Here is a 21,679-nt window from a genome sequence, read left to right as displayed (position 1 = left end):
TGATCCAGTGCTCTGATTCATAGATCCGCTCGACTTTTGCTGCGCACAGACCCGCCTGTCTGCGCGCAGTTTTTTTTGCCCGGGATTCAGGCCGACAAGGCCAGGCGCGTGGCTCGCGGATCTGTCGCAGCCTGGGCCTGGGTGCCTTCATCCTCTTCCAGTACCCGCGAGGCGCGGCCCACCAGCAATGGGTCCGGGGCGTGGGCGACTTTCAGGTCCTTGCCCGGGTAGTCCAGCTCGTGCAGGAAGTGGCGGATACAGTTGATTCGCGCGCGCTTCTTGTCATCGGACTTGATCACCGTCCAAGGGGCATCGGCGGTGTCGGTGTGGAAGAACATCGCCTGTTTGGCGGCGGTGTACTCGTCCCACTTGTCCAGGGACTTGATGTCGATGGGCGAGAGCTTCCAGTGCTTGAGCGGGTCGTCCCGACGGGAGATGAAGCGGCGCAGCTGTTCTTCGCGGTTCACCGAGAACCAGAACTTGAACATCAGGATGCCGCTGTTGCACAGCATGCGCTCCAGCTCCGGGGTCTGGCGCATGAACTCCAGGTATTGCAGGGGCGAGCAGAACTCCATCACCCGTTCCACCCCGGCGCGGTTGTACCAGGAGCGGTCGAAGAAGACCATTTCCCCGGCGGTGGGCAGGTGCTGGATATAGCGCTGGAAGTACCACTGGCCCTTTTCCTGTTCCGAGGGCTTTTCCAGGGCCACGATCCGCGCGCCGCGGGGGTTGAGGTGTTCCATGAAGCGCTTGATGGTGCCGCCCTTGCCAGCAGCGTCACGGCCTTCGAACAGCACCACGATGCGCTGCCCGGTTTCCTTGACCCAGCTTTGCACCTTGAGCAGTTCGATCTGCAGTTCGTTCTTGGCCTTTTCGTACTCGGCGCGGCGCATGCGGTTGCGGTACGGATAATTGCCCGGCAGCGCAGCGGAGACGCTGTCTTCGTTGGAGCCGCGCGGCGCGCTGGCCACCTGCAGGGCCATGGGCTTCTGGCTGATGGCGCTGATCTCGGCCTCGGCGGCTTTCACCGGTGCAGCCTTGCTCGCTGTGCGTGGGCGACGCGGGCGCGGCGTTGCGGGTTTGCGCGGGGTGCTCTTGGCAGGGCTGGCGGAGCTGGCTTCCGGCAAGGCTTTGGGTTGGGTGCGGAGGGTGGATTCTTCACTCATATAAGGAGGGCCTGTGCGTCTCGTTCAAATGTTCACTTACAAGTGTATGGCCCTCAAACGTCGGCTCTTTGACCTCCATCAAGGATGTGCCCGAGAGATGCTTGTATCAGGCGCGCGGGGCCCTGGCGCCGGCTACGGAAGCAATTCCTGCTGATGCACCGCGAGCCTCGGGAATCCAATGCGAGTGTCGCCCCTGGCAGGGGGAGCGACATTCCTCGGAACCTGCATGGAAGGATGCTGAATATGGATACTGATACCGTTGTTCATTCAAGCCGCCGTCGTCTGGCGCGTCGCTGGCAAAGTCTGTTGCTGCTACTGGGCCTGGGTGCGCTGGCGCAATCGGCGCTCGCCATCAACGTGGCGTTTGACGGTTCCTGTGCCACCCAGGCTGACCGTACCGCGGTGAGTAATGCCGTGGCTGTCGCTACTACCTGGTCGACCAATGCCTACAACCAGGTCAACAACAATGAAGCGACCTTTCGCCGCAATCAGGACCTGGCCTACCGGACCTGGTTCGGTACCTTCAGCCAGGATCGCTACCAGCGGGTGCGTGCAGTGCTCGACGGGGTGCGTTTCAAGCTCAACAGTGGCAACACCCTGACGGCCTATTGCCGGGTCAACCCGAATGACCCCTGCGACGCGCCCGGGGATATCGCCGCCACCTACGTCAACGCCCGCGGGGACGTGCAGGCCTGGTTCTGCACGGCATTCTTTGCCCTGCCGCCGCGCGTGGGTTTCGATACCCAGGCCGGTACCGTGGTGCATGAACTGACCCATTCCATTGGCCACACCACCGATATCCCCGGCGCCTACGGCGTGGCGGGATCGCAGAACCTGGGAGCCAACCGCCCGAGCGACGCGGTGGAGAATGCCGACAACTACGAGTACTACGTGGAGGACTTGTACGACTGAGCAGGGCGGGGAAAGAGGCCCGCAACGGGAGGTGTGCGCCGTGCTGGCACTTTTCTGCAGGCGAAAAAAAAGACCTTGGATTTCAAGGTCTTTTTTCATGTTTGGTGCCCCGAGGGAGACTCGAACTCCCACTTCTTGCGAAAACGGATTTTGAATCCGCCGCGTCTACCAATTCCGCCATCAGGGCTCAATGGCGGCGAAGTATAGAGAGGCGCTTACCGTTGGTCAATCGGCTTTCATGGTCAATTTTTGCTTAATCCGCTAAACTTTCCGGCCCTGCTAGACGAACCCCATCATGCGCGTTGCTGACTTTACCTTCGAGCTTCCTGATTCGCTGATCGCCCGCCATCCACTGGCCGAGCGTCGCGGCAGCCGTCTGTTGACCCTGGATGGGCCAACCGGCGCCTTGGTCCACCGTCAATTCACTGATTTGCTTGAGCATTTGCGCCCGGGCGATCTGATGGTGTTCAACAATACCCGGGTGATTCCGGCCCGTCTGTTCGGTCAGAAGGCTTCCGGCGGCAAGCTGGAAATCCTCGTCGAGCGGGTGCTGGACAGCCACCGTGTGCTGGCCCATGTGCGCTCCAGCAAGTCGCCCAAGCCTGGGTCGAAGATCCTCATCGACGGCGGTGGCGAAGCCGAGATGCTGGCGCGCCATGACACGCTCTTCGAGCTGGGCTTTGCCGAAGAAGTGCTGCCGCTGCTGGACCGGGTCGGGCACATGCCGTTGCCTCCTTATATAGACCGTCCGGATGAAGGCGCCGATCGCGAGCGTTACCAGACCGTGTACGCCCAGCGCCTGGGCGCGGTGGCGGCACCGACCGCCGGGCTGCATTTCGACCAGCCGCTGCTGGAGGCCATTGCCGCCAAGGGCGTGGAGACCGCATTCGTCACCCTGCACGTGGGGGCTGGCACCTTCCAGCCGGTGCGGGTCGAGCGCATCGAAGATCACCATATGCACCACGAGTGGCTGGAAGTCGGCCAGGACGTGGTGGATGCAGTCGCTGCGTGCCGGGCTCGCGGTGGCCGGGTGGTGGCAGTGGGCACCACCAGCGTGCGCTCCCTGGAAAGCGCCGCGCGTGATGGCGTGCTCAAGCCGTTCAGTGGCGACACCGACATCTTTATCTACCCGGGCCGGCCGTTCCATGTGGTCGATGCCCTGGTGACCAACTTCCATCTGCCGGAATCCACGCTGTTGATGCTGGTTTCGGCGTTCGCCGGCTATCCCGAAACCATGGCCGCCTATCGCGCCGCGGTGGAAAATGGATACCGCTTTTTCAGCTACGGTGATGCGATGTTCATCACCCGTAATCCCGCGCCGACCGCTCCCAAGGATCTGGCCCCCGAGGAAACTGTATGAGTCGCACTTGTCGTATGTCCTTCGAGCTCCTGGCCACTGATGGCAAGGCTCGTCGCGGTCGCCTGACCTTCCCCCGCGGCACGGTGGAAACCCCGGCCTTCATGCCGGTGGGCACCTATGGCACGGTCAAGGGCATGCTGCCGCGGGATATCGTCGCTACCGGCGCCGAAATCATCCTCGGCAACACCTTCCACCTGTGGCTGCGCCCGGGTACGGAAGTGATCAAGGCCCACGGTGACCTGCATGATTTCATGCAGTGGAAAGGCCCGATTCTGACCGACTCCGGCGGCTTCCAGGTGTTCAGCCTGGGTGCCATGCGCAAGATCAAGGAAGAGGGCGTGACCTTCGCCTCGCCGGTGGACGGCGCCAAGGTGTTCATGGGCCCGGAAGAGTCGATGCAAGTGCAGCGCGACCTGGGTTCGGACATCGTGATGATCTTCGATGAATGCACGCCGTACCCGGCTGATGAAGACGTGGCGCGAATCTCCATGGAGCTGTCCCTGCGCTGGGCCCAGCGCTCGAAGAATGCCCACGGCGACAACACCGCGGCGCTGTTCGGTATCGTCCAGGGCGGCATGCACCAGGACCTGCGCATGCGCTCCCTGGAAGGCCTGGACAAGATCGGCTTCGACGGCCTGGCCATTGGCGGCCTGTCGGTGGGCGAGCCCAAGCATGAAATGATCAAGGTCCTGGACTACCTGCCAGGCCAGATGCCAGCCGACAAACCTCGTTACCTTATGGGAGTTGGCAAGCCGGAAGATCTGGTTGAGGGTGTGCGCCGCGGTGTGGACATGTTCGATTGCGTGATGCCAACCCGCAATGCCCGCAATGGGCATCTGTTCATCGATACAGGCGTGCTGAAGATCCGTAACGCGTTCCATCGCCATGATGATTCGCCGCTGGACCCAACTTGTGATTGCTACACCTGCCAGAACTTCTCCCGTGCTTATCTGCACCACTTGGACAAGTGTGGGGAAATGCTCGGGAGTATGCTCAATACCATCCATAATTTGCGCCATTACCAGCGTCTTATGGCTGGTTTGCGCGAGGCTATTCAACAAGGTACATTGGCCGCCTTTGTCGATTCCTTCTATGCCAAACGCGGGTTACCCGTGCCGCCTTTAGAATAAGTTCTAAAGACGTTAAGACACTAATTCTGAAATTATCGGAGTGTTAAATGAGCTTTTTGATCCCTGCCGCGTATGCGGACGCCGCTGCACCTGCCGCTGCCGGTCCTGCCGGCACTGGTTTCGAGTGGATTTTCCTGGTCGGCTTCCTGGTCATCTTCTATCTGATGATCTGGCGCCCACAGGCCAAGCGCGCCAAAGAGCAGAAGAACCTGCTGGGTAGCCTGCAGAAAGGCGACGAAGTTGTGACCACCGGCGGTATTGCCGGCAAGATCAACAAAGTGACCGACGACTTCGTGGTTCTGGAAGTGTCGGACTCCGTTGAACTGAAGTTCCAGAAGGGCGCGATCGCTGCCACGCTGCCAAAAGGCACGCTGAAAGCGATCTAAGTTTCATCTTTTACCAATCGACGGGGCGCGCAAGGCGCCCCGCGTCATAAACGGGCGGCGTGATGCTGAACAAATATCCTCTGTGGAAGTACCTACTGATCCTGGCGGTGCTGGCGATCGGTTTTATTTATTCCGCTCCCAATCTATACCCTGATGATCCGGCCATTCAGGTCAGTGGCGCGAGTACCGCGTTGCAGGTCACTCAGGCGGATCTGGATCGTGCGAGCAAAGCGCTCACCGACGCCGGCATCAACGTCAAGGCTTCTTCCATTGCCGCCAACGGCAAGGGTGGCCTGCTGCGCTTGACCAACAAGGAAGACCAGCTTCCGGCCAAGGATGTAGTGCGCAAGGCGCTGGGCGATGACTATGTGGTGGCGTTGAACCTGGCGCAAACCACTCCGCAATGGCTGCGCAACCTCGGTGCGCACCCGATGAAACTGGGTCTGGACTTGTCCGGTGGTGTGCACTTCCTGCTGGAAGTGGACATGGACAAAGCCCTCGACGCCCGCCTGAAAGTCTATGAAGGCGACGTCAAGAGCCTGCTGCGCAAAGAGCGCCTGCGCTATCGCAGCCTGCCGCAGCTCAATGGCGCCATCCAGCTGGGCTTCAGCGATGAAGACAGCCGTGAGCAGGCCCGTTCGCTGATCCGCAAGAACTTCAATGATTTCGATATCGTACCGGCCGACCTCAATGGCCAACCGGTGCTGCGTCTGGCGATGACCCCAGCCAAGCTGGCGGAAATCCGCGAATACTCCATCAAGCAGAACTTGACCACCGTGCGTAACCGGGTCAATGAGCTGGGTGTGGCCGAGCCTCTGGTTCAGCGCCAGGGTGCCAACCGTATCGTGGTTGAGCTGCCGGGCGTGCAGGACACCGCTGAAGCCAAGCGGATCCTGGGCAAGACCGCCAACCTGGAGTTCCGTCTGGCCGCCGAGCCGGGTGCTTCCAAGGCGACTTCCGAGTCCTTCGAATTCCGTGAGGGCAATCGTCCTCCAGCGCAGATCGAGCGTGGCCTGATCATCACCGGTGACCAGGTGACCGATGCCCAGGCCGGTTACGACGAGCATGGCCGCCCGCAGGTGAACATCAAGCTTGATGGCCACGGTGGCGAGCTGATGAACCGTTCGACCCGCAGCAACGTCGGTCGCAGCATGGCGGTGATCTTCATCGAGCAGAAGCCGATCACCACCTATACCAAGCAGGTGGTCGACGGCGTCGAGAAGGACGTGCCGGTCCAGGCGTTCAAGGAAGAGAAGAAGATCATCAGCCTGGCGACCATCCAGTCGCCGCTGGGCAGTCAATTCCGTATCACTGGCCTCAATGGCCAGGGCGAATCCTCCGAACTGGCGCTGCTGTTGCGTGCCGGTGGTCTGGCGGCGCCGATGTACTTCGCTGAAGAGCGCACAATCGGTCCGAGCCTGGGTGCTGACAACATCACCAAGGGTATCGATGCGTCGCTGTGGGGCATGCTGTTCGTGTCGCTGTTCATCATCGCCATCTACCGCTTCTTCGGGGTGATCGCCACTGTGGCGCTGGCCTTGAACATGGTGTTGCTGCTGGCCCTGATGTCCCTGCTGGGGGCTACGCTGACCCTGCCGGGTATCGCCGGTATCGTGCTGACCATGGGCATGGCGGTGGACGCCAACGTGCTGATCTTCTCGCGGATACGTGAAGAGATCGCCGCCGGCATGACCGTGCAGCGAGCAATCAACGAAGGCTTCGGCCGGGCATTCACCGCGATTCTGGACTCCAACCTGACCACATTGCTGGTGGGTGGCATCCTCTTTGCCATGGGCACCGGCCCGGTCAAGGGCTTTGCGGTGACCATGTCCCTCGGGATCTTTACCTCGATGTTCACGGCCATCTGGCTGACCCGCGCGATGGTCAACCTGATCTTCGGCGGTCGTGACTTCAAGAAGTTGTGGATTTAAGGGGCTGCCATGTTACGTACTATTAACTTCATGGGCGTGCGCAACGTTGCGTTCGGCGTCACTGTGCTCCTTACCGTCCTGGCGTTGTTCAGCTGGTTCCATAAGGGCTTGAACTACGGTCTGGACTTCACCGGCGGTACGCTCATCGAGCTGACCTACGAACGTCCGGCGGATGTGATGAAGGTGCGTTCGCAACTGAACGACGCCGGTTATCACGAAGCCATTGTGCAGAGTTTCGGTGCGACCACCGACCTGCTGGTGCGGATGCCGGGTGAGGACCCGCAACTAGGTCACCAGGTGGCTGAAGCGCTGCAGAAGGTTGGCGGTGACAACCCGGCGCAGGTCAAGCGCGTCGAGTTCGTCGGCCCGCAGGTGGGTGAAGAGCTGCGCGACCAGGGTGGCCTCGGCATGCTCATGGCGCTGGGCGGCATCCTCATCTACCTGGCGTTCCGCTTCCAGTGGAAGTTCGCGGTCGGTGCCATCGTCTCGCTGATCCACGACGTGATCGTGACCGTGGGTATCCTCTCGTTTTTCCAGATCACCTTCGACCTGACGGTGCTGGCGGCGGTGCTGGCGATCATCGGTTACTCGCTTAACGACACCATCGTGGTGTTCGACCGGGTGCGTGAGAACTTCCGTGTGCTGCGCAAGGCCAGCCTGATCGAGAACATCAACATCTCGACCACCCAGACCCTGCTGCGCACCATGGCTACTTCGATCTCCACCCTGCTGGCGATCGTGGCCCTGCTGTTCTTCGGTGGCGACAACCTGTGGGGCTTCTCCATCGCCCTGTTCGTCGGTGTATTGGCGGGTACCTACTCGTCGATCTACATCGCCAACGTGGTGCTGATCTGGCTGAACCTGAACAGTGAAGACCTGATTCCTCCGGCCAATACCGAGAAGGAAGTGGACGACCGTCCTTGATGGCCTGACCTGTTCCGGCTGTCAGTTAAAAAGGCGCGAGTGTTGAACTCGCGTCTTTTTTTTTGCTCCAAGGCTGGGAGAAGCGCGGGCTTTTGACCCGCATGTATGGTCAGGAGGTTCACGTGAACAAGTCGTTGCTGGTTGGTGCGGTATTGGGTGCTGTCGGTGTCACCGCCGGGGGTGCTGTTGCCACCTACAGCCTGGTTAAAAGCGGCCCTGAGTATGCGCAAGTGCTGGCCGTTCAGCCGGTCAAGCAACAGATCAAGACCCCGCGGGAAGTCTGCAAGGACGTCGCCGTGACCCGGCAGCGCCCGGTCAAGGATGAGCATCAGATCCTGGGCACCGTGGCTGGCGCAGTGGGCGGTGGCCTGTTGGGCAGCATGATCGGTAATGGCAATGGCAAGAAACTCGCCACGGTTGCCGGTGCTGTTGGTGGGGGCTATGCGGGGAACAAGGTGCAGGAAGGCATGCAGGAGCGTGATACCTACACCACCACCCAGACTCGCTGTAACACGGTCAATGACATCAGTGACAAGATCGTTGGTTATGACGTGAAGTACGACCTGGGTGGCAAGCAGGGCCAGGTGCGTATGGATCGGGATCCGGGCAACCAGATTCCGGTGGATAAAGAAGGGCGCCTGATTCTCGGTCAGAACCAGAATCAGCCCGGCCAGTAACCCTCAACTGCAGGGGCTGTTTGCCGGCGAAGGCGATCTCAAGGTCCCATTCGCCGGCAAACAGGCTTCTACGGCAATTGCGGGCATAAAAAAAGCACCCCTCGGGGTGCTTTTTTGTCGCTGGTGCTTAGCGCTTCAGCGAAGCCGGCAGGTGCGGCTGGATGGCGGTCAGGACTGCCTTGAAGCATTTGGTGTTGCCGGCCACGACGTGGCCTTTTTCCAGGAAGTCGTGACCGCCGGTGAAGTCGCTCACCAGGCCGCCGGCTTCCTGGATCAGCAGGGCGCCTGCTGCCATGTCCCATTCGGACAGGCCCGATTCCCAGAAGGCGTCAAAGCGACCGGCGGCGACGTAGGCCAGGTCCAGGCTTGCTGCGCCAGCGCGACGGATGCCGGCAGTCTGGCCAATCAGGGCGCGGAACATGCCCAGGTAGTTGTCCAGGTTGTCCATCTGGTCGTCACGGAAGGGGAAGCCGGTGCCCAGCAGGGCGCCGTCGAGGCTGGTGCGGCCGCTGACCCGCAGGCGACGACCGTTCAGCTGGGCTCCGCGGCCACGGCTGGCGGTGAATTCTTCCTGGCGAACCGGGTCCAGAACCACGGCGTGTTCCAGGCGGCCACGGTATTTGCAGGCGATGCTCACGGCAAAGTGCGGGATGCCGCGCAGGAAGTTGGTGGTGCCGTCCAGTGGGTCGATGATCCACAGGTAGTCTTCGCCTTCGCCGCTGCCGGCGTGCAGGCCGGTTTCTTCGCCGAGGATGGCGTGGGTCGGGTAGGCTTTGCGCAGCGCGTCGATGATCTTCTGCTCGGCAGCGCGATCAACTTCGGATACGTAGTCTTTGGCGTCTTTTTCGTCGACCTTGATGGTATCCAGGCGCTCGATGGAGCGGAAAATCAATTCACTGGCGCTGCGGGCGGCGCGCAGCGCGATATTCAGCATTGGCTGCATGGATAGGTCACCTAAGGTTGTTAAAGAAAGCCGAGCATTCTAGCAGAAAACTTTTGCAGATGAAGGTCGGCGTTCGCTTTGATTGCATTGATCCGCTGTGTGGCGCATTTCCTCGGCGGGTATCGGGCGCTCCTATCGCGGGCTCTCAATAAGGCAGCGGAATTGGCAGATGGTTATTTTTGAGGCGGTGGTGCAGCCTGTTCTGTAATATTTGCTCCCCCTTCCCGTGTCCGAGAGCGCCTCCCTTGCTGCAGAACATTCGTGTCGTCCTGGTCAATACCAGTCATCCGGGCAATATCGGCGGGGCTGCGCGTGCCATGAAGAACATGGGCTTGTCGCGGCTGGTGCTGGTGGAGCCGCGGGTATTTCCGTCCCATGAGGCGGATGCGCGGGCTTCTGGTGCCACCGATATTCTCGAAAATGCCCAGGTGGTGGCGACGCTGGAGGATGCTCTGGCGGGTTGCACCCTGGTGTTCGGCACCAGCGCTCGTGATCGGCGCATTCCCTGGCCGCTGCTGGATCCCCGCGAGTCGGGCCTCAAGGTCGTGGAGGAGGCCGGGCAGGGGGCGCAGATCGCTCTGGTGTTCGGTCGTGAAGATTCCGGCCTGACCAATGACGAGCTGCAGCGATGTCATTTCCATGTGCATATCCCGTCGGATCCGGAGTTCAGCTCGTTGAACCTGGCCACGGCGGTGCAAGTGCTGACCTATGAAGTGCGCATGTCCTGGTTGGCAGCCCAGGGCCAGCCGAGCAAGGTGGAGAAGGATGAGGTGGCGTCGCCGCGCAGTGATGAGCTGGCAACCATGGATGAGCTGGAGCGGTTCTACGAGCACCTGCAGCAAACCCTGGTGGCCATCGACTTCCTCGATCCGGAGAAACCTCGACACTTGATGGCGCGCTTGCGTCGGTTGTACGGTCGCAGCTCGGTCAGCCGGGCGGAAATGAATATATTGCGAGGCATCCTCACGGAAACCCAGAAAGCGGCTCGTGGGGAGCTACAGAAGCGGAAGGATCAGTGATGTTCGAACGTCTGCGTGAAGATATCCAAAGTGTTTTCCATCGTGACCCGGCAGCGCGCAACGCCTTTGAGGTGCTGACCTGCTACCCGGGGATGCATGCGATCTGGATCCATCGCCTGTCCGGCGCCTTGTGGGGGATGGGCTGGAAGTGGCTGGCGCGGCTGGTCTCGAACTTCGGGCGCTGGCTGACCGGGATCGAGATTCATCCGGGGGCCAAGGTCGGTCGTCGCTTCTTTATTGACCATGGAATGGGCATCGTCATTGGCGAAACCGCCGAGATCGGTGATGACGTCACGCTTTACCAGGGGGTGACCCTGGGTGGCACCAGTTGGAATAAAGGCAAGCGCCACCCGACCCTGGAAGATGGTGTGGTGGTGGGGGCTGGCGCCAAGGTGCTGGGGCCGTTCACGGTCGGGGCCGGGGCCAAGGTCGGTTCCAATGCCGTGGTGACCAAGGCGGTGCCGGCCGGTGCGACCGTAGTGGGGATTCCGGGGCGGATCATCATGAAATCCAATGATGAGCAGGAAGCCAAGCGCAAGGCCATGGCCGAAAAGCTCGGCTTCGATGCCTATGGCGTCAGCGAAGACATGCCTGACCCCGTGGCGCGGGCCATTGGTCAGTTGCTTGATCACCTGCAAGCGGTCGATGGTCGTCTGGAGGGGATGTGTGGCGCGCTGAAGGATCTGGGCAGTGACTACTGCGCCAAGGACTTGCCTGCCCTGCGTGAAGAAGACTTTGCTGAAGTCAAGGGCAAGGGCGACAGCCAGGTCGGCTGATGCCCCGCAAACCGGCTTCTCCTGCAGGAGCCGGTTTGCCGGCGAAAAAGCCCCCGAGAGGCCATAAGCGACCCGCAGGTCAGTTGTTGCCATCGCGCTGTGCCATTACGTCGCAGACTTTGCTATGATTCGCGCGCTCTTTTGCGGGTAAATCCGACTAAAGTAGTTGGTCTTATAGTTGACCTGATTACTCGGGTATTGCATACTCGCCTCCATTCCGAAACTCCGTGGTACTTGTCCATGCGACTGACTACTAAAGGCCGATACGCCGTGACCGCCATGCTTGATCTGGCGTTGCACGCGCAACATGGCCCGGTCTCCCTGGCCGATATCTCCGAGCGCCAAGGCATTTCCCTGTCCTATCTCGAACAGCTTTTCGCCAAGTTGCGCCGTAGCAATCTGGTGTCCAGCGTCCGGGGTCCTGGTGGCGGCTATCAGCTGTCCCGCGACATGCAGGGGATCCAGGTGGCCCAGGTGATCGATGCGGTGAACGAATCGGTCGATGCAACCAAATGCCAGGGGCTGGGTGATTGCCATGCCGGCGACACCTGCCTGACGCACCACCTGTGGTGCGATCTGAGCCTGCAGATCCACGAATTTCTAAGCGGTATCAGCTTGGCTGACCTTGTCACTCGCCGTGAGGTGCAAGAAGTAGCCCAGCGTCAGGACCAGCGCCGTTGTAATGGCAAGGCGCCGCGCCTGGACAAGATTGAAGCGTCCGCCGTCGAATGACAGCCAAAGAGCTAGCGGCACGCCAGCCAGCCTGATTTAGGAGAGAGTCCATGAAATTGCCGATTTACCTTGATTACTCAGCGACCACCCCGGTTGATCCGCGCGTCGCGCAGAAAATGAGTGAATGCCTGCTGGTCGACGGGAACTTCGGTAACCCGGCGTCCCGCTCCCACGTGTTTGGCTGGAAAGCCGAAGAATCGGTGGAAAACGCCCGTCGCCAAGTGGCCGACCTGGTTAACGCCGACCCGCGTGAAATCGTCTGGACTTCCGGTGCTACCGAATCCGACAACCTGGCAATCAAGGGTGTCGCGCATTTCTACCACACCAAGGGCAAGCACCTGATCACCTCGAAGATCGAGCACAAGGCTGTCCTGGACACCATGCGCCAACTCGAGCGTGAAGGCTTCGAAGTGACCTACATCGAGCCGGGCGAAGACGGCCTCATCACTCCGGCCATGGTCGAAGCAGCCCTGCGTGACGACACCATCCTGGTTTCGATCATGCATGTGAACAACGAGATCGGCACCATCAACGACATCGCTGCCATCGGCGAACTGACCCGCTCCAAGGGCGTGTTGTTCCACGTCGACGGCGCCCAGTCCACCGGCAAGGTCGACATCGACCTGCAGGCCCTGAAGGTCGACCTGATGTCCTTCTCCGCCCACAAGACCTACGGCCCGAAAGGGATCGGCGCGCTGTACGTCAGCCGCAAGCCGCGGGTGCGCCTGGAAGCCACCATGCACGGCGGTGGTCACGAACGCGGCATGCGTTCCGGCACCCTGGCTACTCACCAGATCGTCGGCATGGGCGAAGCCTTCCGCGTGGCCAAGGAAGACATGGCTGCCGAGAACCTGCGCATCAAGGCCCTGAGCGACCGCTTCTACAAGCAGGTCGAGCACCTGGAAGAGCTGTACATCAACGGCAGCATGACTGCCCGCGTACCGCACAACCTGAACCTGAGCTTCAACTACGTTGAAGGCGAGTCGCTGATCATGGCCCTCAAGGACCTGGCAGTGTCTTCCGGTTCGGCCTGTACTTCGGCCTCCCTGGAGCCTTCCTACGTGCTGCGTGCCCTGGGTCGCAACGACGAGCTGGCTCACAGCTCGATCCGCTTCACCTTTGGCCGCTTTACCACCGAAGAAGAAATCGATTACGCGGCGCAGAAAGTCTGCGAAGCCGTTACCAAGCTGCGCGCTCTGTCGCCGCTATGGGACATGTACAAAGATGGCGTCGATATCTCGAAGATCGAGTGGGCGGCGCACTGAATATAAGTCGCCGCACAGGGTTCTGTAGAGCGTACCGATAACGGCGATTTGCAGAACCCAAGAGCGACTCTCTGATGAGTGAGGATTAAGAATCATGGCTTATAGCGAAAAGGTCATCGACCACTACGAGAACCCGCGCAACGTCGGCAAGATGAACGCGGAAGATCCGGATGTCGGCACCGGCATGGTCGGCGCTCCTGCCTGCGGCGACGTGATGCGCCTGCAGATCAAGGTCAATGAGCAGGGCATCATCGAAGACGCCAAGTTCAAGACCTATGGCTGCGGTTCCGCCATTGCTTCCAGCTCCCTGGCCACTGAGTGGATGAAGGGCAAGACCCTGGATGAAGCCGAAACCATCAAGAACACCCAGCTGGCTGAAGAGCTGGCCCTGCCTCCCGTGAAGATTCACTGCTCGGTACTCGCCGAAGACGCCATCAAGGCCGCCGTACGCGACTACAAGCAGAAGAAAGGCCTGATCTGACCGATCGGCTTTCACAGATTTGGCGACAAGTAAGGAGTCACGATGGCTATCAGCATGACAGAAGCGGCTGCTCAACACGTGCGACGCTCCCTCAACGGGCGCGGCAAGGGTGATGGGATTCGTCTGGGTGTTCGCACCACGGGCTGTTCCGGCCTTGCCTACGTGCTGGAGTTCGTCGACGAGATTGGCGAGGACGATCAGGTATTCGAGAGTCACGGCGAGAAAGTGATCATCGATCCGAAAAGCCTGACCTATCTGGACGGCACCGAACTTGATTTCGTTAAGGAAGGGTTGAACGAAGGCTTCAAGTTCAACAACCCCAACGTGCGCGGTGAGTGTGGCTGCGGCGAAAGCTTCAACATCTGAGGCTTGTCGTGGGTACTCCTTGTCATTTCGCTTTATTTGAGCTGCAACCGAGCTTCCGCCTGGATCTCGAGCAGTTGGCCGCGCGCTACCGCGAGTTGGCGCGTGGGGTTCATCCAGACCGTTTTGCCGATGCTTCCGAGCGCGAGCAGCGCCTGGCCCTGGAGCAGTCGGCAAGCCTCAACGAGGCTTACCAGACCCTCAAGAGCCCGCCCAAGCGCGCCCGTTACCTGCTGGCTTTGAATGGCGGCGAGTTGCCGTTGGAAGTCACGGTGCATGATCCGGAGTTTCTTCTGCAGCAGATGCAATGGCGCGAAGAACTCGAGGATTTGCAGGACAGCGCCGACCTGGCCGGAGTGGCGGCATTCAAGCGTCGGCTCAAGACAGCCCAGGATGAACTGAATGAAAGCTTCGCAGCCTGTTGGGATGATGCAGCGCAACGCGAGCAGGCCGAGCGCCTGATGCGGCGCATGCAGTTCCTCGACAAGCTCACCTACGAAGTGCGCCAGTTAGAAGAGCGCCTCGACGATTAACCCAGTGCCGCTCCGGTCGCACGCCTGATATACAGATAAGTCCAGATAAGCATGGCCCTACTGCAGATCGCCGAACCCGGCCAAAGTCCTCAACCGCACCAGCGTCGTCTGGCTGTGGGGATCGACTTGGGCACTACCAATTCGCTGGTCGCTGCCTTGCGCAGTGGTCTTTCCGAGCCGCTGGCCGACGCGCAGGGGCAGGTGATTCTGCCGTCCGCGGTGCGTTATCACGCCGACCGCGTCGAGGTGGGCGAGTCTGCCCGCCTGGCTGCACCTACCGACCCTTTGAATACCGTGCTTTCGGTCAAGCGCCTGATGGGGCGCGGCCTGTCCGACGTCAAGCAGCTGGGTGAGCAACTGCCCTATCGCTTCGTCGAGGGCGAGTCGCACATGCCGTTCATCGAGACCATCCAGGGGCCGAAAAGCCCGGTGGAGGTATCGGCTGAAGTGCTCAAGGTATTGCGTCAGCGTGCTGAGGCGGCCCTGGGTGGCGAGCTGGTAGGTGCGGTCATCACCGTTCCTGCCTATTTCGACGACGCCCAGCGTCAAGCCACCAAGGATGCGGCCAAGCTGGCCGGCCTGAATGTGCTGCGCCTGCTCAACGAGCCGACCGCGGCGGCTGTGGCTTATGGTCTGGATCAGCATGCCGAAGGCGTGGTGGCGATCTATGACTTGGGTGGCGGCACCTTCGATATTTCCATTCTGCGCCTGACCGGCGGCGTCTTCGAAGTCTTGGCTACCGGTGGCGATACTGCCCTGGGCGGCGATGACTTCGATCACGCCATTGCCGGCTGGATCATCGAGGGCGCGGGCCTGTCCGCCGACCTCGACCCGGGTACCCAGCGCAGTCTGTTGCAAGCCGCTTGTGCGGCCAAGGAAGCCTTGACCGGCGCCGCGTCCGTGGAAGTGGTGTATGGCGATTGGCGTGCCGCCCTGACTCGCGACGCCTTCGACGCCCTGATCGAGCCGATGGTTGCCCGCAGCCTCAAGGCCTGTCGTCGTGCTGTACGCGACTCCAATGTCGAATTGGATGAGGTGCAGGCGGTGGTCATGGTGGGCGGTTCGACCCGTGTGCCGCGTGTGCGTGAGGCGGTGGCTGAAATGTTCGGTCGCCAGCCGTTGACCGAGATCGATCCGGATCAAGTGGTGGCCATTGGGGCCGCGATCCAGGCCGATACCTTGGCCGGCAACAAGCGCGAAGGCGGCGAATTGCTGCTGCTGGACGTGATTCCGCTGTCCCTGGGGTTGGAAACCATGGGCGGGCTGATGGAGAAGGTGATTCCGCGCAACACCACCATTCCGGTTGCCCGTGCCCAGGACTTCACCACCTACAAGGATGGCCAGACGGCCATGATGGTTCATGTGCTGCAGGGCGAGCGCGAGCTGATCAGCGACTGCCGCTCCCTGGCGCGTTTCGAATTGCGCGGCATCCCACCGATGGTGGCCGGTGCGGCGAAGATCCGCGTGACCTTCCAGGTCGACGCCGATGGCCTGCTCAGCGTTTCTGCGCGAGAGCTGGGTTCGGGCGTCGAAGCCAGCATCCAGGTCAAGCCATCCTACGGTCTGACCGACGGCGAGATCGCCAAGATGCTCAAGGATTCCTTCCAGTACGCCGGCGACGACAAGGTGGCCCGAGTACTGCGCGAGCAGCAGGTTGATGCTCAGCGCCTGATCGAGGCGGTGCAAGGTGCCCTGGACGCCGATGGCGAGCGTCTGCTGGACGCCGAAGAACGCATGGTCATCGAGCTGCAGATGCAGGAATTGAGTGAATTGATGCGTGGCACCGATGGTTACGCCATCGAGCAGCAGACCAAGCGTCTGTCGCAAGTGACCGATGCCTTTGCTGCCCGACGCCTGGATTCGACGGTGAAAGCCGCGCTGGCGGGGCGCAACCTGAATGAAATCGAGGAATAACTGATGCCGCAGATCATTTTTCTGCCACACGCCGTGTTCTGTCCGGACGGCCTGGTTGTAGAGGTCGAGCCTGGCGTCTCGGTGCTCGAGGTGGCGCACGACAACCACATCGAGATCGAAAGTGCCTGTGGCGGCGTCTGTGCCTGCACCACCTGCCATTGCATCATTCGCGAAGGCTTCGACTCGCTGAACGAGGCTGACGAGTTGGAAGAAGACCTGCTGGACAAGGCCTGGGGCCTGGAAGCGCAGTCGCGCCTGTCCTGCCAGGCCATCGTCGGCGATGAAGACCTGACCGTCGAAATTCCAAAATACTCGCTCAACCATGCAGCCGAAGCGCCGCACTGATTTCAAGGAACTGGCATGAGCCTCAAGTGGGTTGATGTACTGGAAATCGCGATCCAACTGGCTGAGTCCAAGCCGGATGTGGATCCGCGTTATGTGAACTTTGTCGATCTGCACCAATGGGTTCTGGCACTGCCGGAGTTCAGCGACGATCCGGCTCGCGGAGGCGAGAAGGTTCTTGAAGCAATTCAGGCCGCCTGGATCGACGAAGCTGACTGAATCCGCGGGCTACGCAGTTAGGCAATCCCTATAAACCCGCGTATAATTCGCGGGTTTAATTTTTCGCTTTAATCACCGTTTCTGGAGTTACACCATGGCTGTTCAACGTACTTTCTCCATCATCAAGCCTGACGCTGTTGCAAAAAACGTTATCGGCAAGATCGTTTCCCGTTTTGAAGAAGCCGGCCTGCGCGTTGTAGCTTCGAAAATGAAGCAACTGTCCAAGGCTGAAGCTGAAGGCTTCTACGCTGAGCACAGCGAGCGTGGCTTCTTCGGCGAACTGGTTGCCTTCATGACTTCCGGCCCGGTTGTTGTTCAGGTTCTGGAAGGCGAAAACGCCATCGTTCGCAACCGTGAGCTGATGGGCGCTACCAACCCTAAAGAAGCTGCTGCCGGCACCATCCGTGCTGACTTCGCCGAGTCCATCGACGCCAACGCCGTTCACGGTTCGGACTCCGAAGCTGCCGCTGCTCGCGAAATCGCTTACTTCTTCGCAGCTACTGAAGTAACCGCTCGCTGAGTAAGGCTTGCGCGTGAGAGGTGAAACCATGACTGCATCGATCGGCAAAACTAACCTGTTGGGGCTTACTCAACCGGAAATGGAGAAATTCTTCGACTCAATCGGGGAGAAGCGTTTCCGTGCCGGTCAGGTAATGAAATGGATTCACCACTTTGGCGTCGATGATTTCGACGCCATGACGAATGTCGGCAAGGCCTTGCGCGAAAAGCTCAAGGCTGTTGCCGAGATTCGCGGTCCGGAAGTGGTCAGCGAGGACATCTCCAGCGACGGCACCCGTAAATGGGTGGTGCGCGTGGCGTCCGGCAGCTGCGTCGAGACCGTCTACATTCCCCAGGGCAAGCGCGGCACTCTGTGCGTTTCGTCCCAGGCGGGCTGTGCCCTGGATTGCAGTTTCTGCTCCACCGGCAAGCAAGGCTTCAATAGCAACCTCACCGCCGCCGAAGTCATCGGCCAGGTGTGGATTGCCAACAAATCCTTTGGCAGCGTCCCGGCGACCGTCGACCGTGCCATCACCAACGTGGTGATGATGGGCATGGGTGAGCCGCTGCTGAACTTCGACAACGTCATCGCTGCCATGCACCTGATGATGGACGACCTGGGCTACGGTATCTCCAAGCGCCGTGTAACCCTGTCGACCTCCGGCGTGGTGCCGATGATCGATGAGCTGGCCAAGCACATCGACGTCTCGCTGGCGTTGTCTCTGCACGCACCCAATGATGCGCTGCGCAACCAGCTGGTACCGATCAACAAGAAGTACCCGCTGAAGATGCTGCTCGAGTCCTGCCAGCGCTACATGTCGGCCCTGGGTGAGAAGCGTGTGCTGACCATCGAGTACACCCTGCTCAAAGACGTCAACGACAAGCTTGAGCACGCGGTGGAGATGATCGAGCTGCTCAAGGATGTACCGTGCAAGATCAACCTGATCCCGTTCAACCCGTTCCCGCATTCCGGGTACGAGCGTCCGAGCAACAATGCCATTCGTCGCTTCCAGGACCAGCTGCATCACGCCGGTTTCAACGTCACCGTGCGCACCACGCGTGGTGAAGACATCGATGCCGCCTGCGGTCAGTTGGTCGGGCAGGTGCTGGACCGCACCCGTCGTAGCGAACGCTATATCGCCGTGCGTGAGTTGAGCGCCGACGCCGATATGCCGCAAAGCGCCGCAACCCGTACCTGAGAGAGGATCTCCATGGCCCTGCGCTTTGCGCTGCTCCTGCTTGTTGCCAGCCTGTGTGCTGGCTGTGTTCTGTCGGGTGATTCCAACCCGATGAACACCAGCAAGGGGCGCGACGAGGCGCGCGAGGCCTATGTGCAGTTGGGCCTGGGCTACTTGCAGCAGGGCATGAGCGAGCGGGCCAAGGTGCCACTGAAGAAAGCCCTGGAACTGGCCCCCGCCGATGCCGACGCCAATGCTGCCCTGGCACTGGTGTTCCAGGCCGAGATGGAACCGGCCCTGGCCGACGAGCATTTTCGCCAGGCCCTGGCGGCGCGTCCGGACAGTGCCCGGATCCTCAATAACTACGGCAGCTTTCTGTTCCAGGAAAAACGTTACAAAGAGGCTTATCAGCGCTTTGAGCAAGCCGCTGCTGATACTCTGTACCCCGAACGTTCCCGAGTGTTTGAAAACCTCGGCATGACCGCTTCAAGGCTCGGCCAGCGTGATCTGGCCCAGCTGCAGCTGGAAAAGGCCTTGCGTCTCAATCATCAACAGCCCCGTGCATTGCTGGAAATGGCTGAGTTGTCTTACGAAGACAGGCATTATGTGCCCGCGCGCGACTATTACGATCGTTTTAGCCTGCTCGGCGAGCAAAATGCACGTAGTCTATTGCTCGGCGTTCGGCTGGCAACGGTGTTCGAAGATCGCGACAAGGCCGCCAGTTACGGTCTGCAACTAAAACGACTTTATCCCGGTACGCCGGAATATCAGCAATACCTGTCGGAGCAATGATGAAAGCGGCCCATCCCGAAGTTCAAGCAGTGACTCGCGTAAACCCCGGTGAGACCCTGCGTCAGGCCCGCGAAAGCAATGGTTGGTCGCTGGCCGAAGTGGCCCACAAACTCAACCTCACCGTGAGCTCCCTGAGCAACCTGGAAGCTGGCGCCTTCGACAAGCTGCCGGGGCACACTTTCGCCCGTGGCTATATTCGTGCCTACGCCAAATTGCTGGGCATGGATCAGGCGGTACTGGTCCAGGAGTTCGATCAATACACCGGTACCGACTCCCAGGGCAGCAGCGTCCATGCCCTGGGGCGCATCGAAGAGCCGGTGCGGGTTTCCCACACTATCTTGCGCATTGTCAGTTTGCTGCTGCTGGTGGCGGTGGTTGGTGGCGGTTTCATCTGGTGGCAGGATCAGTCCTCCCAGCGCGGCAAGGAGCCGGTCTCCCTGAGCCCCGAGCATGTCGAGGTCGAAGGCGCCGACGGCACTACCCAGATTCATCCTATCGACGAGCCCGAAGACCAGGCGGTTGCCGAGGGGCAGAGCGAAGCGCTGGACAATGCCGCTCAAAGCGAAGGCCAGGCAGCGAGCGAAACTCCTGCCGCCCCAGCCGTTTCGACCGCTCCGGCGCCGGCTGCCACTGCGTCCGTCCCTGCAGCTCCCGTGCACAACGCGCCGGCTCCGGCGCCTGTCGCACCGGCTGCCGTGGCACAAGCGCCTGTCACGCCGACCGCGCCTGCTGCTGCGGTTGCACCGGGCAGCGCAGCGGCAACTGCAGTTGCAGGCGCGGGCCAGGTACAGATCCAGTTCAGTGCCGACTGCTGGGCCCAGGTCATCGATGCCAACGGCAAGGTTCTGCTCAGCGCCCTCAAGCGCAAGGGTGAAAATGTCGATGTCAGCGGCAAGCCGCCTTTTGCCGTACGTCTGGGCTATGCCCGTGGCGCACAAATCACTTACAACGGTCAGGCGGTGGATATCGCCCCGTTCACCAGTGGCGAGACTGCTCGCCTGAAGTTAGGTCAATAAGTCATGCACGGCGAATCTCCAATCAAGCGTCGCGAATCCCGCAAGATCTGGGTCGGCTCGGTACCGGTCGGAGGCGATGCCCCGATTGCGGTGCAGAGCATGACCAACAGCGACACCAACGACGTGGCCGCAACCGTCGCCCAGATCAACCGCCTGGAAGCCGCCGGTGTCGATATCGTGCGGGTTTCGGTGCCGGACATGGACGCCGCCGAGGCGTTCGGCCGGATCAAGCAGCAGGTCAAGGTACCGCTGGTGGCCGACATCCACTTCGACTACAAGATCGCGCTGCGCGTGGCCGAACTGGGCGTCGATTGCCTGCGGATCAACCCGGGCAATATCGGTCGTGAAGACCGGGTACGCGCGGTGGTGGATGCTGCCCGTGATCGCGGGATCCCGATCCGTATCGGGGTCAACGCCGGTTCCCTGGAAAAAGACCTGCAGAAAAAATACGGCGAACCGACCCCGGCTGCATTGGTGGAGTCGGCGCTGCGTCACGTAGAACACCTGGAACGCCTGAATTTCAAGGACTTCAAGGTCAGCGTGAAAGCCTCGGACGTGTTCATGGCCGTCGAGGCCTACCGCCTGCTGGCCAAGGAAATCATCCAGCCCCTGCACCTGGGGATCACCGAAGCCGGTGGTTTGCGTTCAGGCACAGTGAAATCCGCCGTCGGCCTCGGTATGCTGCTGGCCGAAGGAATTGGCGATACCATTCGCATTTCGCTGGCGGCCGACCCGGTCGAGGAAGTGAAGGTCGGCTACGACATTCTCAAGTCCCTGCACCTGCGTTCCCGTGGCATCAACTTCATCGCCTGCCCGAGCTGCTCGCGGCAGAACTTCGATGTGGTGAAAACCATGAACGAACTGGAAGGACGGCTTGAAGACCTGCTGGTGCCGTTGGATGTTGCAGTGATCGGTTGCGTGGTCAACGGCCCGGGTGAAGCCAAAGAGGCGCACATCGGCCTGACCGGTGGTACACCGAACCTGATCTACATCGATGGCAAGCCGGCACAGAAACTGACCAATGACAATCTGGTGGACGAGCTTGAAAAGCTGATCCGGCAGAAGGCGGCCGAAAAGGTCGAGGCCGACGCAGCGCTGATCGCTCGCGGCTAACCGAACGTA

At 60.7% G+C, this 21,679-nt stretch carries 24 protein-coding genes and 1 tRNA gene; 22 read left to right on the top strand and 3 right to left on the bottom strand.

All coding sequences use genetic code 11. The features are described 5' to 3' along the window. Positions 1 to 86: 86 nt before the first annotated feature. Positions 87 to 983: a polyphosphate kinase 2 gene (gene ppk2, locus BLS75_RS11515; protein ID WP_161466650.1), complete on the bottom strand. Its 897-nt coding sequence runs from the start codon at positions 981 to 983 to the stop codon at positions 87 to 89. Between the two features lie 426 nt (positions 984 to 1,409). Here ppk2 and BLS75_RS11510 point away from each other — a divergent pair, with 426 nt between their 5' ends. Then, entirely contained in the window at positions 1,410 to 2,078 is a 669-nt protein-coding gene (locus BLS75_RS11510; protein WP_011063235.1) for a M35 family metalloendopeptidase, read from the top strand. A gap of 102 nt (positions 2,079 to 2,180) precedes the next feature. On the opposite strand, the gene BLS75_RS11505 is transcribed toward BLS75_RS11510, so the two are convergent. Next, positions 2,181 to 2,265, bottom strand: a tRNA-Leu gene (locus BLS75_RS11505). 108 nt (positions 2,266 to 2,373) lie between these two features. Between BLS75_RS11505 and queA the strand changes: the two genes are divergently transcribed. From queA to BLS75_RS11475, 6 genes are all read left to right on the top strand, one after another. Beyond that, complete coding sequence (gene queA / locus BLS75_RS11500; protein ID WP_072450878.1) at positions 2,374 to 3,438, top strand: tRNA preQ1(34) S-adenosylmethionine ribosyltransferase-isomerase QueA; 1,065 nt, start codon at positions 2,374 to 2,376, stop codon at positions 3,436 to 3,438. Positions 3,439 to 3,452: 14 nt separating this feature from the next. Beyond that, positions 3,453 to 4,568 (top strand): tRNA guanosine(34) transglycosylase Tgt, encoded by a 1,116-nt coding sequence (tgt, locus tag BLS75_RS11495; RefSeq protein ID WP_162470478.1) that lies wholly within the window; start codon positions 3,453 to 3,455, stop codon positions 4,566 to 4,568. Positions 4,569 to 4,615: 47 nt separating this feature from the next. Further along, positions 4,616 to 4,954, top strand: a complete 339-nt coding sequence (yajC, locus tag BLS75_RS11490) for a preprotein translocase subunit YajC (protein WP_011063224.1) — start codon at positions 4,616 to 4,618, stop codon at positions 4,952 to 4,954. 62 nt (positions 4,955 to 5,016) lie between these two features. Beyond that, complete coding sequence (gene secD / locus BLS75_RS11485) at positions 5,017 to 6,885, top strand: protein translocase subunit SecD (RefSeq protein ID WP_011063223.1); 1,869 nt, start codon at positions 5,017 to 5,019, stop codon at positions 6,883 to 6,885. 9 nt (positions 6,886 to 6,894) lie between these two features. Further along, positions 6,895 to 7,809, top strand: coding sequence for a protein translocase subunit SecF (secF, locus tag BLS75_RS11480; protein WP_041119737.1), 915 nt, complete (start codon positions 6,895 to 6,897; stop codon positions 7,807 to 7,809). A gap of 122 nt (positions 7,810 to 7,931) precedes the next feature. Then, positions 7,932 to 8,486 (top strand): glycine zipper 2TM domain-containing protein, encoded by a 555-nt coding sequence (locus tag BLS75_RS11475; RefSeq protein WP_011063221.1) that lies wholly within the window; start codon positions 7,932 to 7,934, stop codon positions 8,484 to 8,486. Positions 8,487 to 8,613: 127 nt separating this feature from the next. Here the strand turns inward: BLS75_RS11475 and suhB are convergent, their stop codons facing one another. Then, on the bottom strand, positions 8,614 to 9,429 hold the full coding sequence (gene suhB / locus BLS75_RS11470) for a type III secretion system regulator SuhB (protein ID WP_044464852.1): 816 nt from the start codon (positions 9,427 to 9,429) through the stop codon (positions 8,614 to 8,616). 245 nt (positions 9,430 to 9,674) lie between these two features. Here suhB and trmJ point away from each other — a divergent pair, with 245 nt between their 5' ends. From trmJ to ispG, 15 genes are all read left to right on the top strand, one after another. Next, positions 9,675 to 10,448, top strand: a complete 774-nt coding sequence (gene trmJ / locus BLS75_RS11465) for a tRNA (cytosine(32)/uridine(32)-2'-O)-methyltransferase TrmJ (protein WP_019094261.1) — start codon at positions 9,675 to 9,677, stop codon at positions 10,446 to 10,448. Beyond that, a complete protein-coding gene (cysE, locus tag BLS75_RS11460) occupies positions 10,448 to 11,224 on the top strand; it encodes a serine O-acetyltransferase (protein WP_011063218.1) in 777 nt (258 codons plus the stop codon). Before trmJ ends, cysE begins: the two co-directional genes overlap by 1 nt. 240 nt (positions 11,225 to 11,464) lie before the next feature. Further along, a complete protein-coding gene (gene iscR / locus BLS75_RS11455; RefSeq protein ID WP_011063217.1) occupies positions 11,465 to 11,956 on the top strand; it encodes a Fe-S cluster assembly transcriptional regulator IscR in 492 nt (163 codons plus the stop codon). 50 nt (positions 11,957 to 12,006) lie between these two features. After that, entirely contained in the window at positions 12,007 to 13,221 is a 1,215-nt protein-coding gene (locus BLS75_RS11450; RefSeq protein WP_015636881.1) for an IscS subfamily cysteine desulfurase, read from the top strand. Positions 13,222 to 13,315: 94 nt separating this feature from the next. Further along, on the top strand, positions 13,316 to 13,702 hold the full coding sequence (iscU, locus tag BLS75_RS11445; protein ID WP_007929523.1) for a Fe-S cluster assembly scaffold IscU: 387 nt from the start codon (positions 13,316 to 13,318) through the stop codon (positions 13,700 to 13,702). A 42-nt stretch (positions 13,703 to 13,744) separates the two neighbouring features. Further along, positions 13,745 to 14,068, top strand: coding sequence for an iron-sulfur cluster assembly protein IscA (iscA, locus tag BLS75_RS11440; protein ID WP_007929524.1), 324 nt, complete (start codon positions 13,745 to 13,747; stop codon positions 14,066 to 14,068). Positions 14,069 to 14,076: 8 nt separating this feature from the next. Continuing rightward, positions 14,077 to 14,598 (top strand): co-chaperone HscB, encoded by a 522-nt coding sequence (hscB, locus tag BLS75_RS11435; protein WP_011063215.1) that lies wholly within the window; start codon positions 14,077 to 14,079, stop codon positions 14,596 to 14,598. 51 nt (positions 14,599 to 14,649) lie between these two features. Beyond that, positions 14,650 to 16,512, top strand: coding sequence for a Fe-S protein assembly chaperone HscA (gene hscA, locus BLS75_RS11430; RefSeq protein ID WP_072450877.1), 1,863 nt, complete (start codon positions 14,650 to 14,652; stop codon positions 16,510 to 16,512). A 3-nt stretch (positions 16,513 to 16,515) separates the two neighbouring features. Next, the gene (fdx, locus tag BLS75_RS11425; protein WP_011063213.1) at positions 16,516 to 16,857 is read left to right on the top strand and encodes an ISC system 2Fe-2S type ferredoxin; all 342 of its coding nucleotides are present in this window, start codon (positions 16,516 to 16,518) and stop codon (positions 16,855 to 16,857) included. Between the two features lie 15 nt (positions 16,858 to 16,872). Then, positions 16,873 to 17,073 carry a Fe-S cluster assembly protein IscX gene (iscX, locus tag BLS75_RS11420; protein ID WP_011063212.1) on the top strand — a complete coding sequence of 67 codons (201 nt, stop codon included), beginning with the start codon at positions 16,873 to 16,875 and terminating at the stop codon, positions 17,071 to 17,073. A gap of 94 nt (positions 17,074 to 17,167) precedes the next feature. Continuing rightward, positions 17,168 to 17,593 carry a nucleoside-diphosphate kinase gene (ndk, locus tag BLS75_RS11415; protein WP_011063211.1) on the top strand — a complete coding sequence of 142 codons (426 nt, stop codon included), beginning with the start codon at positions 17,168 to 17,170 and terminating at the stop codon, positions 17,591 to 17,593. Positions 17,594 to 17,621: 28 nt separating this feature from the next. Next, positions 17,622 to 18,770: a dual-specificity RNA methyltransferase RlmN gene (gene rlmN / locus BLS75_RS11410; protein ID WP_011063210.1), complete on the top strand. Its 1,149-nt coding sequence runs from the start codon at positions 17,622 to 17,624 to the stop codon at positions 18,768 to 18,770. Between the two features lie 12 nt (positions 18,771 to 18,782). Beyond that, entirely contained in the window at positions 18,783 to 19,541 is a 759-nt protein-coding gene (gene pilW, locus BLS75_RS11405; RefSeq protein ID WP_011063209.1) for a type IV pilus biogenesis/stability protein PilW, read from the top strand. Then, on the top strand, positions 19,541 to 20,557 hold the full coding sequence (locus tag BLS75_RS11400; RefSeq protein WP_015636879.1) for a RodZ domain-containing protein: 1,017 nt from the start codon (positions 19,541 to 19,543) through the stop codon (positions 20,555 to 20,557). Before pilW ends, BLS75_RS11400 begins: the two co-directional genes overlap by 1 nt. Before the next feature lie 3 nt (positions 20,558 to 20,560). Continuing rightward, positions 20,561 to 21,670 (top strand): flavodoxin-dependent (E)-4-hydroxy-3-methylbut-2-enyl-diphosphate synthase, encoded by a 1,110-nt coding sequence (gene ispG, locus BLS75_RS11395; RefSeq protein ID WP_011063207.1) that lies wholly within the window; start codon positions 20,561 to 20,563, stop codon positions 21,668 to 21,670. Positions 21,671 to 21,679: the final 9 nt, after the last annotated feature.

The organism is Pseudomonas sp. NFPP12 (assembly GCF_900103205.1).
In the GTDB taxonomy this organism is placed as follows: domain Bacteria; phylum Pseudomonadota; class Gammaproteobacteria; order Pseudomonadales; family Pseudomonadaceae; genus Aquipseudomonas; species Aquipseudomonas protegens.
The sequence above is the reverse complement of the archived record's forward strand: the minus strand, read 5'-3'. Positions and strand labels throughout refer to the sequence as shown.

Excerpts from the sequence above, each read along its gene's own strand:
- ppk2 (WP_161466650.1), bottom strand. The coding sequence starts at position 983 with ATGGCCCTGCAGGTGGCCAGCGCGCCGCGCGGCTCCAACGAAGACAGC.
- BLS75_RS11510 (WP_011063235.1), top strand. The coding sequence starts at position 1,410 with ATGGATACTGATACCGTTGTTCATTCAAGCCGCCGTCGTCTGGCGCGT.
- queA (WP_072450878.1), top strand. The coding sequence starts at position 2,374 with ATGCGCGTTGCTGACTTTACCTTCGAGCTTCCTGATTCGCTGATCGCC.
- tgt (WP_162470478.1), top strand. The coding sequence starts at position 3,453 with ATGTCCTTCGAGCTCCTGGCCACTGATGGCAAGGCTCGTCGCGGTCGC.
- yajC (WP_011063224.1), top strand. The coding sequence starts at position 4,616 with ATGAGCTTTTTGATCCCTGCCGCGTATGCGGACGCCGCTGCACCTGCC.
- secD (WP_011063223.1), top strand. The coding sequence starts at position 5,017 with ATGCTGAACAAATATCCTCTGTGGAAGTACCTACTGATCCTGGCGGTG.
- secF (WP_041119737.1), top strand. The coding sequence starts at position 6,895 with ATGTTACGTACTATTAACTTCATGGGCGTGCGCAACGTTGCGTTCGGC.
- suhB (WP_044464852.1), bottom strand. The coding sequence starts at position 9,429 with ATGCAGCCAATGCTGAATATCGCGCTGCGCGCCGCCCGCAGCGCCAGT.
- cysE (WP_011063218.1), top strand. The coding sequence starts at position 10,448 with ATGTTCGAACGTCTGCGTGAAGATATCCAAAGTGTTTTCCATCGTGAC.
- iscR (WP_011063217.1), top strand. The coding sequence starts at position 11,465 with ATGCGACTGACTACTAAAGGCCGATACGCCGTGACCGCCATGCTTGAT.
- BLS75_RS11450 (WP_015636881.1), top strand. The coding sequence starts at position 12,007 with ATGAAATTGCCGATTTACCTTGATTACTCAGCGACCACCCCGGTTGAT.
- iscU (WP_007929523.1), top strand. The coding sequence starts at position 13,316 with ATGGCTTATAGCGAAAAGGTCATCGACCACTACGAGAACCCGCGCAAC.
- iscA (WP_007929524.1), top strand. The coding sequence starts at position 13,745 with ATGGCTATCAGCATGACAGAAGCGGCTGCTCAACACGTGCGACGCTCC.
- hscA (WP_072450877.1), top strand. The coding sequence starts at position 14,650 with ATGGCCCTACTGCAGATCGCCGAACCCGGCCAAAGTCCTCAACCGCAC.
- fdx (WP_011063213.1), top strand. The coding sequence starts at position 16,516 with ATGCCGCAGATCATTTTTCTGCCACACGCCGTGTTCTGTCCGGACGGC.
- iscX (WP_011063212.1), top strand. The coding sequence starts at position 16,873 with ATGAGCCTCAAGTGGGTTGATGTACTGGAAATCGCGATCCAACTGGCT.
- ndk (WP_011063211.1), top strand. The coding sequence starts at position 17,168 with ATGGCTGTTCAACGTACTTTCTCCATCATCAAGCCTGACGCTGTTGCA.
- rlmN (WP_011063210.1), top strand. The coding sequence starts at position 17,622 with ATGACTGCATCGATCGGCAAAACTAACCTGTTGGGGCTTACTCAACCG.
- pilW (WP_011063209.1), top strand. The coding sequence starts at position 18,783 with ATGGCCCTGCGCTTTGCGCTGCTCCTGCTTGTTGCCAGCCTGTGTGCT.
- BLS75_RS11400 (WP_015636879.1), top strand. The coding sequence starts at position 19,541 with ATGAAAGCGGCCCATCCCGAAGTTCAAGCAGTGACTCGCGTAAACCCC.
- ispG (WP_011063207.1), top strand. The coding sequence starts at position 20,561 with ATGCACGGCGAATCTCCAATCAAGCGTCGCGAATCCCGCAAGATCTGG.